Annotated in this window: 13 protein-coding genes; 1 reads left to right on the top strand and 12 read right to left on the bottom strand. The window is 69.4% G+C overall.

Annotated elements, in window-relative coordinates:
* Nucleotides 1-62 precede the first annotated feature (62 nt).
* Entirely contained in the window at nucleotides 63-755 is a 693-nt protein-coding gene (locus tag I2487_RS08820; RefSeq protein WP_255546139.1) for a TVP38/TMEM64 family protein, read from the top strand.
* A gap of 45 nt (nucleotides 756-800) precedes the next feature.
* Here the strand turns inward: I2487_RS08820 and metK are convergent, their stop codons facing one another.
* The 12 genes from metK to pyrR all read right to left on the bottom strand — a co-directional run bounded on the left by metK (nucleotide 801) and on the right by pyrR (nucleotide 13,950).
* Entirely contained in the window at nucleotides 801-2,018 is a 1,218-nt protein-coding gene (gene metK, locus I2487_RS08815; protein ID WP_207172259.1) for a methionine adenosyltransferase, read from the bottom strand.
* A 44-nt stretch (nucleotides 2,019-2,062) separates the two neighbouring features.
* The gene (locus tag I2487_RS08810; RefSeq protein WP_207172261.1) at nucleotides 2,063-3,418 is read right to left on the bottom strand and encodes a bifunctional phosphopantothenoylcysteine decarboxylase/phosphopantothenate synthase; all 1,356 of its coding nucleotides are present in this window, start codon (nucleotides 3,416-3,418) and stop codon (nucleotides 2,063-2,065) included.
* 87 nt (nucleotides 3,419-3,505) lie between these two features.
* Nucleotides 3,506-3,769 carry a DNA-directed RNA polymerase subunit omega gene (gene rpoZ, locus I2487_RS08805; RefSeq protein ID WP_036476028.1) on the bottom strand — a complete coding sequence of 88 codons (264 nt, stop codon included), beginning with the start codon at nucleotides 3,767-3,769 and terminating at the stop codon, nucleotides 3,506-3,508.
* Entirely contained in the window at nucleotides 3,766-4,371 is a 606-nt protein-coding gene (gene gmk, locus I2487_RS08800; RefSeq protein ID WP_207172263.1) for a guanylate kinase, read from the bottom strand. Before gmk ends, rpoZ begins: the two co-directional genes overlap by 4 nt.
* Nucleotides 4,372-4,397: 26 nt before the next feature.
* Complete coding sequence (gene mihF / locus I2487_RS08795) at nucleotides 4,398-4,718, bottom strand: integration host factor, actinobacterial type (RefSeq protein WP_036476025.1); 321 nt, start codon at nucleotides 4,716-4,718, stop codon at nucleotides 4,398-4,400.
* Nucleotides 4,719-4,843: 125 nt separating this feature from the next.
* Complete coding sequence (pyrF, locus tag I2487_RS08790) at nucleotides 4,844-5,719, bottom strand: orotidine-5'-phosphate decarboxylase (RefSeq protein WP_207172265.1); 876 nt, start codon at nucleotides 5,717-5,719, stop codon at nucleotides 4,844-4,846.
* Entirely contained in the window at nucleotides 5,716-9,129 is a 3,414-nt protein-coding gene (carB, locus tag I2487_RS08785) for a carbamoyl-phosphate synthase large subunit (protein ID WP_207173033.1), read from the bottom strand. The genes pyrF and carB overlap by 4 nt, the downstream gene beginning before the upstream one ends.
* Complete coding sequence (carA, locus tag I2487_RS08780) at nucleotides 9,122-10,429, bottom strand: glutamine-hydrolyzing carbamoyl-phosphate synthase small subunit (RefSeq protein ID WP_207172273.1); 1,308 nt, start codon at nucleotides 10,427-10,429, stop codon at nucleotides 9,122-9,124. The genes carB and carA overlap by 8 nt, the downstream gene beginning before the upstream one ends.
* Nucleotides 10,426-11,010, bottom strand: coding sequence for a PH-like domain-containing protein (locus I2487_RS08775; RefSeq protein WP_207172275.1), 585 nt, complete (start codon nucleotides 11,008-11,010; stop codon nucleotides 10,426-10,428). Before I2487_RS08775 ends, carA begins: the two co-directional genes overlap by 4 nt.
* Entirely contained in the window at nucleotides 11,007-12,392 is a 1,386-nt protein-coding gene (locus I2487_RS08770; RefSeq protein ID WP_207172277.1) for a dihydroorotase, read from the bottom strand. Before I2487_RS08770 ends, I2487_RS08775 begins: the two co-directional genes overlap by 4 nt.
* Nucleotides 12,389-13,384 carry an aspartate carbamoyltransferase catalytic subunit gene (locus I2487_RS08765; protein ID WP_207172279.1) on the bottom strand — a complete coding sequence of 332 codons (996 nt, stop codon included), beginning with the start codon at nucleotides 13,382-13,384 and terminating at the stop codon, nucleotides 12,389-12,391. Before I2487_RS08765 ends, I2487_RS08770 begins: the two co-directional genes overlap by 4 nt.
* Complete coding sequence (gene pyrR / locus I2487_RS08760) at nucleotides 13,384-13,950, bottom strand: bifunctional pyr operon transcriptional regulator/uracil phosphoribosyltransferase PyrR (RefSeq protein ID WP_218624335.1); 567 nt, start codon at nucleotides 13,948-13,950, stop codon at nucleotides 13,384-13,386. Before pyrR ends, I2487_RS08765 begins: the two co-directional genes overlap by 1 nt.
* Nucleotides 13,951-14,041 lie beyond the last annotated feature (91 nt).

Here is a 14,041-nt window from a genome sequence, read left to right as displayed (position 1 = left end):
TACCGCTGCCCTGCGATCGTATCTCCCACCAGGGACACGCACCGATGCGTAGAGTTGAGCCAATGAGCGAAAAAGCCCTCGGTCCCGCCTGGGGCTCCTTCATCCGCAACGCGCTGCTGGTGGCAGTGCTCGCCGGCATGATCTATGCCGCCTTCAATCTGCGGCTGCCGCCTCTGGACGAGCTGCAGCAGCGTATCGAGGACTTCGGCTGGGCCGCGTGGATCGTGTTCATCGCCGTCTACGCGGCGGTCGCCATGACCCCGATCCCGGTCACCATCATGGCAGTCAGCGGCGGGCTGATCTTCGGCACCATGCTGGGCAGTCTGCTCTCGGTGATCGGGGTGCTCATCGGCTGTTTCGCGGCATACCACCTGGCGCGCTTCCTGGGCACCCAGGCGGTGCGTAAGCTGCTGGGGTCCCATGCGGAGAAGGTCGAGGCGCATCTGGAGGGTGCTGGCTTCGAGGCCGTCTGCGCCCTGCGGCTGACCCCGGGTGTCCCCTATTGGCCGGTGAACTACGGCAGCGGCGCCTTCGGTGTGACCCAGCGTGACTTCGTCGTGGCAAGTGCGGTCGCCACGGTGCCTGGACAGGTCGCTCTGGTGGCGCTGGGTGCCTTCATCGCGGATCAGACCATCGTCAACGGCGTGGTGATCGGTGTGGCCTGGTCGGTGGTGGTGGCGATGACCATCTGGGCCTACCGGAGCTGGCGCGGGACCTCGAGTCACCGCCTCCCCGGAGCAGGACCCGCCGCCTGAACGCAATGGCGCCACCCGCTGGGGGCCCGCCCCGACCGGTCCGGGTCAGGCGTTGAAGAAGGACTTCAGTGCATCCACCCGGTCCAGGCGCTCCCAGGGGAAGTTCTCCCCGTCGCGGCCGAAGTGCCCGTTCTTGGAGGTCTCACGGTAGATCGGGCGCAGCAGGTCCAGGTCCTCGATGATGCCCAGCGGGCGCAGGTCGAAGATCGCGTCGATGGCCGCCGAGATCCGGGCCGGATCCACCTTCTCGGTGCCGAAGGTCTCCACGTAGATGCCCACCGGGTGCGCACGACCGATCGCGTAGGCGATCTGGATCTCGGCGCGGTCGGCGAGCCCCGCAGCGACCACGTTCTTGGCCACCCAGCGCATCGCGTAGGCCGCGGAGCGGTCCACCTTGGAGGGGTCCTTGCCGGAGAAGGCGCCGCCGCCGTGCCGGGAGAAGCCGCCGTAGGTGTCGACGATGATCTTGCGTCCGGTCAGCCCGGCGTCGCCCACGGGTCCGCCGACCACGAAGGGGCCCGAGGGGTTGATGATCTCGGAGAGCGTGGCCAGGTCCAGGTCGGTGTGTTCCAGCACCGGTGCGATCACCTGGGCGCTGATCTCGCTCTGGAGCTGCTCCTGGGAGATCTCGGCGGTGTGCTGGGTGGAGACCACCACGGTGTCGAGGCTGACCGGACGGTCGCCGTCGTAGCCGATGGTGACCTGGGTCTTGCCGTCGGGGCGCAGGTAGGCCAGCTGGCCGTCCTGGCGGACCTTGGTCAGCTGCGCGGAGAGCTGGTGGGCCAGCGAGATGGCGCTGGGCATATAGGAAGGGGTCTCATTGGTGGCGTAGCCGAACATGATGCCCTGGTCACCGGCGCCCTGGGCGTCCCGGCGGTCATCTGCTCCCCCGCGGGCCTCCATGGAGTTGAAGACTCCGGCGAAGATCTCTGGGGACTGCTGACCGATGGAGATCGAGACGCCGCAGCGGGCGCCGTCGAATCCGTTGGCCGAGGAGTCATAACCGATGTCCAGCAGCGTGTTGCGCACGATCTGCGGGATCTCCACGTAGCCCGAGGTGGTCACCTCGCCGGCCACGTGCACCAGCCCGGTGGTGGTCAGCGTCTCCACTGCCACACGGGAGTTCTTGTCCTCGGCGAGCAGCGCGTCGAGGATGGCGTCGGAGATCTGGTCACAGATCTTGTCCGGGTGGCCGATGGTCACGGATTCTGAGCTGAAGAGGCGCAGCGAGGACCCAGCCGCGGAGGTGTTGGAATTCGTCACTGGGTCATCCTACGGCAGGCCGATCCTGACCTGAGGAGCCTGCTTCACACGACGTAAGCGGCGGCCGCGGCGATGATCGCCTGGGCGGCCTCGTGCTTGGACCCGCGCAGCGTGGTCACCCTGGCGTCGCCGGCGCTGACAGTCGGTTCTGTGAGACCCGGTTCTGCGGGGCCGGGTGAGCTGCCAGTCGGTGCGGTGAGCGTGGGCGAGGTGAGGATGTGGATCTCGGTCTCGTCGCGTCCGAAGACCAGCGCCTCCCCCACCTGATTGAGCACCAGCAGGTCACAGCCCTTGCGCAGCAGCTTGGCCTGGGCCAGCTCCAGCGGGTCGGCCTCGGCGCTGCCGGTCTCTGCGGCGAAGCCGACGATCACGCGCGGCCCGGTGCCTTCGGCGCGGCGGTGCTCCACCGTCTCGGCGAGGATGTCGGGGTTGCGTTCCAGGGTGATCACCGGGTTCTCGCCGTCCTCGGTCTTCTTGATCTTCTGCGCGGCGTAGGCGGTGGGCCGGAAGTCGGCGACGGCGGCGGCCATGATCAGCAGGTCCGCCTGTGGTGCGACGCGCTGGACCGCGGCCTGCAGCTGGGCGGCGGTCTCGATGCGTTCAACGGTGATGTTCGCGATGTGCTCCGGGGCCTGGACATCCATGATCCCGGCGATCAGATGCACCGCCGCGCCCGCGGCGGCGGCGGTCTCGGCCAGCGCGATGCCCTGTTTGCCGGAGGAGCGGTTGCCGAGGTAGCGCACCGGGTCCAGGGGTTCACGGGTGCCGCCGGCGGTGACCACCACGGTCTGGCCCGAGAGCGGCGGTTGGACCTCCGGGTCGGGCGCGTGGAAGGTTCCGGCGCGCGGGGCGTAGGCGTATCCGAAGTCACCGGGGAGGCTGAGGATCTCGGTGACCCTGGCGAAGATCTGCTCGGGCTCCGGCAGCCGCCCTGGCCCGGTGTCTTTGCCGGTGAGCCGGCCGACGGCGGGTTCCATGACCTCGACGCCGCGGGACCGCAGCACCTCGACGTTGTCCGCGGTGGCGGCGCTGTTCCACATCTCGGTGTGCATCGCGGGGACCAGCAGCGTGGGAGCCTCGGAGGCCAGCAGCGTGGTGGTCAGCAGGTCATCGGCCATGCCGGCCCGCGCCCGGGCGAGCAGATCGGCGGTGGCGGGGGCGACGACGACCAGGTCGGCCTCCTGCCCCAGCCGGACGTGACGGACCTCGTCGACTCCGGAGAACACCGAGGTGGTCACGGGGCGGCCGCTGATCGCTTCCCAGGTGGCGCGTCCGACGAACTTCTCGGAGGCGGGAGTGGGGATGACATCGACCTGGTGGCCGGCTTCTCGCATAAGTCGCAGAAGGTGGACCGCCTTATAGGCGGCGATGCCGGCACTGACTCCAAGAACGATGCGCATCCGCCCAGATTACCCCGCAGGCCCAGGTGAGGGTGACTGCGGGGTCGTGCTGCTCACCCGGCGGAGCGGGTCAGCAGCGGCTGTTGATCAGGAGGCGGGGTTGACCGCGGGGTGGTTGACCAGCAGGTCCTCGTTGATCTCGCGCAGGGCGATGGACATCGACTTCTCGTTGAGCTTGGTGTCCACCAGCGGTCCGACGTACTCGAAGAGGCCCTCGTGCAGCTGTGCGTAGTACGCGTTGATCTGGCGGGCGCGCTTGGAGGCGAAGAGCACCAGCGAGTACTTCGAGGCGCTCTTCTCCAGGAGGGAGTCGATCGACGGGTAGATGATGCCTTCGGTCTGCTCAGTCACGTGGGGAGTCGTCCTTCAGATTGGGGTGATGCATGGGTGAAGCCCATGCGGGCTACAAGTTCGGCTGCGGCACGGTCGAGCTCGTCGTTGATGATCGAGACGTCGAATTCCTGCTCTGCAGCGAGTTCTATCTTAGCCGTTTCCAGCCTGCGCCGCTGTTCCTCCTCGGATTCGGTGCCGCGACCGACCAGCCGGGAGACCAGGTCCTCCCATGAAGGAGGCGCCAAAAACACGAACTGAGCCTCCGGCATCGTGGCCCTGACCTGGCGGGCTCCCTGCAGATCGATCTCCAGCAGGACCAGCTTCCCGGCCGCCAGGGCGGCGTCCACAGTCGAGCGCAGCGTGCCGTAGCGGTGCTTCCCGTGCACGGTGGCCCACTCCAGGAACTCCCCGGCCTCGACGAGTGCGTCGAAGCGAGCCGGGTCGATGAAGTGATAATCGACACCGTCCTCCTCGGTCGGGCGCGGGGGTCGGGTCGTGGCCGAGACCGAGAAGTGCACCTCGGGGTAGTGGGTGCGGATGAATCGGCTCAGCGTGGACTTCCCGACGGAGGTCGGTCCGGCGAGCACGGTGACGGCGGGACTGCCGGGGACTGCTGACAATGCACTGGCTCCTAGGGCTGGGGTGGTCAACCCAATTCTGCCAGATACTCCTTCAAGGCTCGTCGCTGCTTGACCCCGAGACCGCCGAGACGCCGGTTCACCGAGATGCCCAGGTCCTCCAGCGCCTTGGTGGCGGTGACGCGGCCGACCCCGGGAAGGGACTCCAGCAGTTCAAGCGTCTTGAGCCGGGCCACCGCCTCGGAGCTTGACGCGCGCTGCAGCACCTCATCGAAGCCGATGCCCCCGTTGCCGAACTCTTTCTTCAACTGGGCCCGCTCCACGCGGGCGGCCAGTGCTTTGCGACGGGCGGTGTCCCGCTCTTCCTTGGTCAGTTCTCGCAGTGCCACGATTCTCCCCCAACTTCCGTGGTGCACCCGCTAGGAACGGTTTTCTGCGGACTGCACCAGGTGATGATGAGCAGAATCTAACGGCTGGACGGTGGAACATCAAGAGAGTGCGGCCTGGCGAGTTCTCAGCCCAGATCAGCCTTCGCTTGCTCGATGGCCCTGGTCAGCGAATCCGGGTCCGGACCCTGACCCAGGATCCCGCGCGAGGAGTTCACCAGGACCTGCTCGGCGTAGGACGCGCCGAAGCCCGCGCGCAGCTCCTCGGCGCCGGCGCCCTGGGCGCCGTAGCCCGGTGCCAGCAGCGGCATGCGGCCGGCGGCGAGGTCGATTCCATGTTGGGCGGCGAGCCCCGCCGTCGTGGCGCCAACGACGAGTCCGATGCTGCCCAGCGCAGTGTCGGCCTGGGCCAGCGCGGTGGAGGCCGCCGCCGCCTCGGCCGCGATCTGGCCGGCCACGGTGACACCCCGAGCGTCCTGGGCGAGCTGGACCTGCTGGCCCTCAGGGTTGGAGGTCAGGGCCAGCACGAAGAGTCCGGCCTGGTGGCGGGCGGCGGCCTCGATCGCGGGCTGCAGCGACCCGAAGCCCAGGTAGGGGCTCACGGTGAGCGCGTCGGCGCCGAAGTCCCCCTCTGGGTTCAGCCAGGCCTCGGCGTAGCCGGCCATGGTGGACCCGATGTCTCCGCGCTTGGCGTCGGCGATCACCAGCAGACCGGCGGCACGGGCCTGGTGCTGGACCGTGCTGAGCACCTGCATGCCGGCGACCCCGAAGCGTTCGAAGAACGCCACCTGGGGCTTGAGCACCCCGACCCGGCCGATGCAGGCCTGGAGCACCCGGTCGCAGAACGCCTCCAGTCCGGCGGCGTCCTGGGTGAGCCCCCAGTCGGTGAGCAGCTGCGGGTGCGGATCCAGGCCGACGCAGAGCCTGCCGTGTGTGCGCATCGCCGCGGCCAGGCGCCCGCCGAAGGAGGCTCCGGCGGACTGGCCCGGCAGAGGCGAGGTCATGCCCCGGCCTGCCCCGCCGGCTCAGCCTGCTTCGCCGGCTCGGCCTGCTTCGATGCGTCGGCCTGCTCACGCAGGTCGGCCTGCCGGCGCTGTTCCACCTGATGACGCGCCTCGGCCTGCTTCAGCCGCTCGGCGTGCTCCTGCAGCGAGGCCACCGACCAGCTGAACTGGCCCAGCGCCTCGATGGCCTGCACGGCCGCACCGAACTCGGCCACGGTGGTGATCACCGGGGTGCCCACCGAGGTCGCGGCGGCGCGGATCTCGTAGCCGTCGCTGCGCGCATCACCACCCGAGGGGGTGTTGATGATCAGCGCGATCTCACCGCTCTCCACCCGTTCCAGGATGGTGCCGCCCTGGGTCTCGGCGTCGGCGATCTTCGCCACCGTGGTGGTCTCGACCCCGTTGCGGCGCAGCACATCGGCGGTGCCGCCGGTGGAGACGATGGAGAAGCCCAGGTCGGCCAGCCGCTTGACCGGCATGATGATCGCGCGCTTGTCCCGGTTGGCCACCGAGACGAAGACCTTGCCCGAGGTGGGCAGCGGGTTGTTCGCCGCCTGCTGCGCCTTGGCGAAGGCGGTGTCGAAGTGCTTGTCGATGCCCATCACCTCTCCGGTGGAGCGCATCTCCGGGCCGAGCAGCGAGTCGACCACGCGACCCTCGGGGGTGCGGAAGCGGGCGAAGGGCAGCACCGCCTCCTTCACCGAGACCGGGGCGCCCGGGGGCAGCTCGGAGCCGTCCCCGGTGGCCGGGAGCAGTCCGGAGAGCGGGTCTCCGGAGCCGGCTCGCAGCGCCGCGATGCTGACCCCGGTGCCGATGTGCGCGGCGGCCTTGGCCATCTGGACCCCGGTGGCCTTGGAGACGAACGGCACGGTGCGCGAGGCCCGCGGGTTGGCCTCGATCACGTAGAGGATGTCGGAGGCCAGGGCGAACTGGATGTTGATCAGGCCCTTGACCCCCACGCCCTCCGCGATCACCCGGGTGGCGACCCGGACCCGTTCCAGCACGTCGGGGCCCAGCGTGATCGGGGGCAGCACGCAGGCGGAGTCGCCGGAGTGGATCCCGGCCTCCTCGATGTGTTCCATGATGCCACCCACGTAGAGCTGCTCGCCGTCGTAGAGCGCGTCGACGTCGACCTCGATGGCGTCTTCCAGGAACCGGTCCACCAGCACCGGGTGCTCCGGGGTGACCTCGGTGGCGTTGGCGATGTAACGCTCCAGGCCGGGCTCGTCGTAGACGATCTCCATGCCGCGTCCGCCGAGCACGTAGCTGGGCCGGACCAGGACCGGGTAGCCGATGCTGTCGGCCACCTTTTTGGCGTCCTCGAAGCTCACCGCGGTGCCGTTCTTCGGCGCGATCAGTCCGCCGCGCTGGAGCACCTGGTCGAACGCGCCGCGGTCCTCGGCGAGGTCGATGGCCTCCGGGGAGGTGCCCAGGATGGTGACCCCGGCGTCGGCGAGCTGCTGGGCGAGCTTCAGCGGAGTCTGCCCGCCGAGCTGGACGAAGACCCCGGCCACGCCCCCGGTGCGCTCCTCGGCCGCGATGACCTCCAGCACGTCCTCCAGGGTCAGCGGCTCGAAGTACAGCCGGGTGGAGACGTCGTAGTCGGTGGAGACGGTCTCCGGGTTGCAGTTGACCATCACGGTCTCGTAGCCGGCCTCGCGCAGCGCCATGGTGGCGTGGACGCAGGAGTAGTCGAACTCGATGCCCTGCCCGATCCGGTTGGGTCCGGAGCCCAGGATGATCACCGAGGGCTGATCGTGGTGCACGATCTCGTCCTCGAGGTCATAGGAGGAGTAGTGGTACGGGGTGAAGGCCTCGAATTCGGCGGCGCAGGTGTCCACGGTCTTGTAGACCGGGCGGATCCCCAGCGCATGCCGGACCCCGCGGACCACCGCGGCGTCCATATGCCGCAGCGCGCCGATCTGCTCATCCGAGAAGCCGTGCCGCTTGGCCAGGCGCAGCGCCTCGACGTCGAGCTCGGGGGCCGAGGCCACCGCCGTCGCGGTCTCGTTGATCAGCTGCAGCTGGTCCAGGTACCAGGGGTCGATCCCGGTGATCTCATAGACCGTCTCGATCGAGGCGCCGGAGAGCAGCGCCCGCTGCACCTGGTGCAGCCGCTCGGTGGTCGCCGTCGCCATCTTCTCCAGCAGCTGCTCGAGCTCCTCGGGATCGGCCAGAGTGAAGTCGAACTCGCTGCCGCGCTGTTCCAGGGAGCGCAGCGCCTTCTGCATGGCCTCGGTGAAGTTGCGCCCGAAGGCCATCGCCTCGCCCACCGATTTCATGGTGGTGGTCAGCGTGGGGTCCGCGGCGGGGAACTTCTCGAAGGCGAAGCGCGGGACCTTCACCACCACGTAGTCCAGCACCGGCTCGAAGCTGGCCGGGGTCTTCTGCGTGATGTCGTTGGGGATCTCATCCAGGGTGTAGCCCAGGGCGAGCTTGGTTGCGATCTTCGCGATCGCGAACCCGGTGGCCTTCGAGGCCAGCGCCGAGGAGCGCGAGACCCGCGGGTTCATCTCGATGACGACGACGCGGCCGGTTCCGGGCTCGATGGCGAACTGGATGTTGCAGCCACCGGTGGCGACCCCGACCTCACGGATCACGTTGATCGAGATGTCACGCAGCCGCTGGTACTCGCGGTCGGTGAGCGTCATGGCCGGAGCCACGGTGATCGAGTCCCCGGTGTGCACGCCCACCGGGTCGAAGTTCTCGATGGAGCAGACCACGACCACGTTGTCCTTGGAGTCGCGCATCATCTCCAGCTCGTACTCCTTCCAGCCGAGGATGGACTCCTCCAGGAGCACCTCGGTGGTCGGTGAGTACTGCAGCCCGGCGCCGGCGATCCGGTGCAGGTCGGTCTCGTCGTAGGCCATGCCGGAGCCGAGCCCGCCCATGGTGAAGGAGGGGCGCACCACCATCGGGTAGCCCAGCTCCTCGGCGGCGGCCAGCGCCTCCTCCATGGAGTGCACGATCAGCGACTTCGCGGATTCCGCGCCGGAGCGCTCCACCACGCCCTTGAACTTCTGCCGGTCCTCGCCGAGCTCGATGGCGGCGATGTTCGCGCCGATCAGCTCGACCCCGAACTTCTCCAGCACACCGTCCTTGTCCAGTGCGATCGCGGTGTTCAGCGCGGTCTGCCCACCGAGGGTGGGCAGCAGGGCGTCGGGACGCTCCTTCTCGATGATCTTCGCGACCACCTCGGGGCTGATCGGCTCCACGTAGGTGGCGTCGGCGAACTCGGGGTCGGTCATGATGGTGGCCGGGTTGGAGTTGACCAGGATGACCCGCAGGCCCTCCTCCTTGAGCACTCGCAGGGCCTGGGTGCCGGAGTAGTCGAACTCGGCGGCCTGTCCGATCACGATCGGGCCGGAGCCGATGACCATGACGGACTTGAGGTCTTGACGCTTAGGCATTGAGTGGGTTCCCTCCACGGGTCTCAGTGTCGGTAGTGGTGGCGGCGCTCACGGTGTCGGCCCCGGTCTTGGTGCGCGCGTCGGTCATCAGCTCGACGAAGCGGTCGAAGAGGTAGGCCGAATCATGCGGTCCGGCCGCAGCCTCGGGGTGGTACTGGACGCTGAAGGCGGGGATGTCCAGGCAGCGCAGGCCCTCCACCACACCGTCGTTGAGGCTGGAGTGGCTCACCTCGACCCGCCCGAAGCGGTCCTGCGGGGCGGTGAGCACCTCGCCCACCGGGGCGTCCACGGCGAATCCGTGGTTCTGCGAGGTGATCTCCACCTTGCCGGTGGCGTGATCCATCACCGGCTGGTTGATCCCGCGGTGACCGAAGGGCAGCTTATAGGTGCCGAAGCCCAGCGCGCGGCCCAGGATCTGGTTGCCGAAGCAGATCCCGAAGAACGGGGTCCTGGCATCGAGCACTTCGCGCAGCAGCCCGATCTGGTTCGCGGCGGTGGCCGGGTCCCCGGGACCGTTGGATAGGAAGACCCCGTCCGGGTTCAGCGCCTCGATCTCGGCGAAGCTGGTCGTGGCCGGGAGCACATGCACGCGCAGTCCGCGTTCGGCCATCCGCACCGGGGTCATGGTCTTGATGCCGAGGTCGATGGCGGCCACGGTGGCGACGATCTCCGCGCCCCAGCCGTGGTCGCTGGGCTCGACGGTGTAGGCCGTGTCGGTGGAGACCTCTTCGGCCAGCCGGGCTCCGGCCATCGAGGGCTGGGCCTTGACCTCGGCGATCAGCTCGGCGATGGGGCGGGCCGACTGGTCCCCGGAGAAGATCCCGGCCTTCATCGATCCGGCGCTGCGCAGGTGTCGGGTGATCGCCCGGGTGTCGACGTCCTTGATGCCGATGATCTCCTGGGCGTTGAGCTCCTCGTGCAGGGTCCGCCGGGAGCGCCAGTTGGAGGGCCGGCGGGCGGCGTCGCGCACCACATAGCCGGCGACCCAGATCTTGCGGGACTCGGCGTCCTCATCGTTGATGCCGGTGTTGCCGATGTGTGGGGCGGTCTGCACCACGATCTGGCGGGCGTAGGACGGGTCGGTGAGCGTCTCCTGGTAGCCGGTCATCCCGGTGGCGAAGACCGCCTCGCCCAGGCGGGCGCCCTGGGTGCCGTAGGCGGCGCCGCGGTGCACGGTGCCGTCCTCGAGGACCAGCAGCGCGGGGGCGGCGGCCTGGAGGGGTGCCTGCGTGGCGGCATCGGTGGCGGCCTCAGTGGCGGCCGGTGACTGAGCCTGGGTGGCGGAGGGTTGTGCTGTCATGAAGGTTCTGACTCCTCGTCGGAGGGACGGATGACGGATGTGAGCTCGTCGAGGAGCTCTTGGTGGGCTTCTGCATGCCGGGCGCGGAAGGCGGTCTCCACGGATTCCTCGCCGAGTCGCCAGCCGATGATGATGGCCCCGTCGCGTTCGACGAACTTGCCCACCACTCCCCGGTCGGTGCGCACATGCTCCAGCGCGGCCGCGGAGATCAGGTAGTTCGGGGCTCCCGAGCGGAAGACGGCGACGCCCTGGTCGTGGACCTCGAGGCGTCCGTTGGTGCGCACGCCGAGTCCGTGGACGGCGATCCGGTCCAGGTAGTCCCCGGCCTTCACGGTGCCGATGACCATGCCCTCGGCCGCTGCGCGCGGCTGTGCCTCGATGAGCGTGGCGGGGACCTCATCGGGCGCCGGCAGTCCGCCCTGGCGGCGTTTGCGCCCGCGCCAGCCGAGCCAGAGCAGGCCCAGCAGCACCGCGATGATGCCCAGGGCGATCCACAGGTAGTTCAGGTAGGTACCGGTCATGTCCGCGGCGGTGGTGCCCAGGGTCGCGGGAAGTCCCAGCGTGGCAGGCGTGAGCGTCATGGCCTCACCTGTGAGGATCCGGCGGCGCCCGCAGCGGCCTCGGCCAGCGGGGTGTTGAGCTCGCCGTCGAGCACCACCGGGTGTCCGTGCAGGAAGGTCGCGCGCACCGCGCCGGGCAGCTCCATGCCGCGGAAGGGCGAGTTTCGGCCCTTGCTGGCGTGGCCGTCGGGGTCCACGGTCTGCGTGGCCTCGGCGTCGACCAGGATCAGGTTGGCGGGCTCCCCCAGCTCCAGCGGCCGGCCCTGATGCGCGTGGCGGTAGATCCGCGCCGGGGCGATCGAGGTGACCTCCGCGAAACGTCGCCAGTCCATGAGTCCGGTGTTGATCATGGTCTTGATGACCACCGGCAGCGCGGTCTCCAGCCCGGTCATGCCCATGGCCGCGGCGGACCATTCGCATTCCTTGGCCTGGGTGGGGTGCGGGGCGTGGTCGGTGCCGATGATGTCGATGGTGCCGTCGGCCAGTCCGGCCCGCAGCGCCTCGACGTCGGCGCCGGTGCGCAGCGGCGGGTTGACCTTGTACACCGGGTCATAGCCGCGGACCAGCTCGTCGGTGAGCAGCAGGTGGTGCGGGGTCACCTCGGCGGTGACGTCGATGCCGCGCTCCTTGGCCCAGCGGATGATCTCCACCGAACCGGCGGTGGAGACGTGGCAGATGTGCAGCCTCGAGCCCACATGCTGGGCCAGCAGCACGTCGCGGGCGATGATCGACTCCTCGGCCACCGCCGGCCAGCCGGGCAGGCCCAGGATCGCGGAAACGTCGCCCTCGTTCATCTGGGCACCCTCGGTGAGCAGCGGCTCCTGGGCGTGCTGGGCGATGAACCCGTCCACGGTCTTCACGTACTCCAGGGCTCGGCGCATCAGCACCGGGTTGTGCACGCACATGCCGTCGTCGGAGAACATCCGGACCTGCGCGGAGGACTCGGCCATGGCGCCGAGCTCGGCGAGCCGCTCCCCGGCGAGACCGACGGTGACAGCGCCGACCGGGTAGACCTCGGTCCAGCCAGAGGCCCGACCCAGCCGGTGCACCTGTTCCACGACGCCGGCGGAGTCGGCCACCGGGGAGGAGTTCGCCATCGCGTGGACCGCGGTGAATCCGCCCCTGGCGGCGGCTCGGCTGCCGGTCTCTACGGTCTCGGCGTCTTCACGGCCGGGTTCACGCAGGTGGGTGTGCAGATCCACCATGCCCGGGAGCATGATCAGGCCTTCCGCCTCGACGGTGCTGACCTGCTCCGGCTGCTCGGCCTTCAGCTGCTCGGCCTGGGCTCGGGCCGCTTCTCCGAGGGCGGCGATCCGGCCGTCTCTGATGAGCACGTCGAGCGGCGCCTCCCCATAGGGCCGGGCGCCCAGGATCAGGGTCGCGGCGGTGGGGGTGTCACTCATGCGGTGTTCCTCTCTGAGCTGCTCAGCAGCAGGTGCAGCACGGCCATACGGACGGAGACCCCGTGGGAGACCTGATCCAGGACCTGGTTCATCGGGGAGTCTGCGGCGGCGGCGGAGATCTCGACTCCGCGGTTCATCGGGCCTGGGTGCAGGATCATCGGTCGCTGCCCGGCGGCGCCGCGGTGGGCGGCCAGCCGGGCCAGCCGCTCGTCGGTCAGGCCCCAGCGGCGGGTGTATTCGGCGGCGGTCGGGAAGTAGGCTCCGCCCATCCGCTCGGCCTGGACCCGGAGCATCATGATCGCATCGGGGCCGGCCTCCGGGCCGGAGCCCAGCGCCTCATCGAGGCTGTAGTACACGCTCACCGGCCATTTCTCCACGCCCACCGGCAGCAGCGTGGCCGGGGCGACCAGGCCGACGTCGGCGCCGAGCGTGCGCAGCAGCCAGATGTTCGACCGCGCCACCCGGGAGTGCAGGATGTCGCCGACGATCAGCACCCGCATCCCGGTCAGGTCGGTGCCGCGTGGGTCTGCTCCGTGAGCGGCGGACCAGCCGCGGCGCAGGGTCAGCGCGTCGAGCAGCGCCTGGGTGGGGTGTTCATGGGTGCCGTCGCCGGCGTTGATCACCGCGCAGTCGGTCCAGCCCGAGCCGGCGAGCTGCGCCGCGGCCCCGGAGGCCCAGTGCCGCATCACGATCGCGTCGGCGCCGATGGCCTCCAGGGTCTGCACGGTGTCCTTCAGCGACTCGCCCTTCGAGACCGAGGAGCCCTTGGCGGAGAAGTTCATCACATCGGCGGAGAGCCGCTTGGCGGCGGCCTCGAAGGAGATCCGGGTGCGGGTGGAGTCCTCGAAGAAGAGGTTCACCACGGTGCGTCCGCGCAGCGTGGGCAGCTTCTTGACCTCGCGGGTGGAGACCGCGGCCATCTCCTCGGCGGTGTCGAGGATGCTCAGCGCCTGGGTATGGCTGAGATCGGCGGTGGAGAGCAGGTGCCGCATCAGCGCTCACCCGCCTGGGACTGCTTGCCGCCGCGGCGCTGGATGACCACGGCCTCCTGGCTGCGGGCCACGCCGTCGATCTCGTCGAGCAGCACCGAGACGCGCTCGTCCCGGGAGGTGGGCAGGTTCTTCCCGACGTGATCGGAACGGATGGGCAGTTCGCGGTGGCCGCGGTCCACCAGCACGGCGAGCCGGACCACCGCGGGACGGCCCAGCGCCTGAAGGGCGTCCAGGGCCGCGCGCACGGTGCGCCCGGAGTAGAGCACGTCATCGACCAGGACCACGGTGGCACCGTCGATGCCGGCGCCGGGGATCCTGGTGGGTTCCGGGGTGCGGGCGCCATGGGCGCGCAGGTCGTCGCGGTAGAGCGTGATGTCCAGGGAGCCGATGGCCTGGCTGGGATCGAAGCCGGGGTCGATCCGGGCGAGCCGCTCGCCCAGTCGGCGGGCCAGGATGGTTCCGCGGCGCGGGATGCCCAGCAGCAGCAGACCTTCGACCCCGCGGTGGGATTCGACGATCTCGTGGGCTATGCGCGTGAGCGCCCGGTCCATGTCGGAGGCGGACATCACATGAGAGGTCTCGGGTGATCGGGTCACCGTATGACTCCTTCCTCGCCTCACTGGACGATGTTTAAAGGAAGTCTGGATCTTCAGTTCT

Source organism: Nesterenkonia sp. E16_10 (genome assembly GCF_017347085.1).
Lineage (GTDB): Bacteria > Actinomycetota > Actinomycetes > Actinomycetales > Micrococcaceae > Nesterenkonia.
This window is presented reverse-complemented; position numbering and strand designations above follow the sequence as displayed.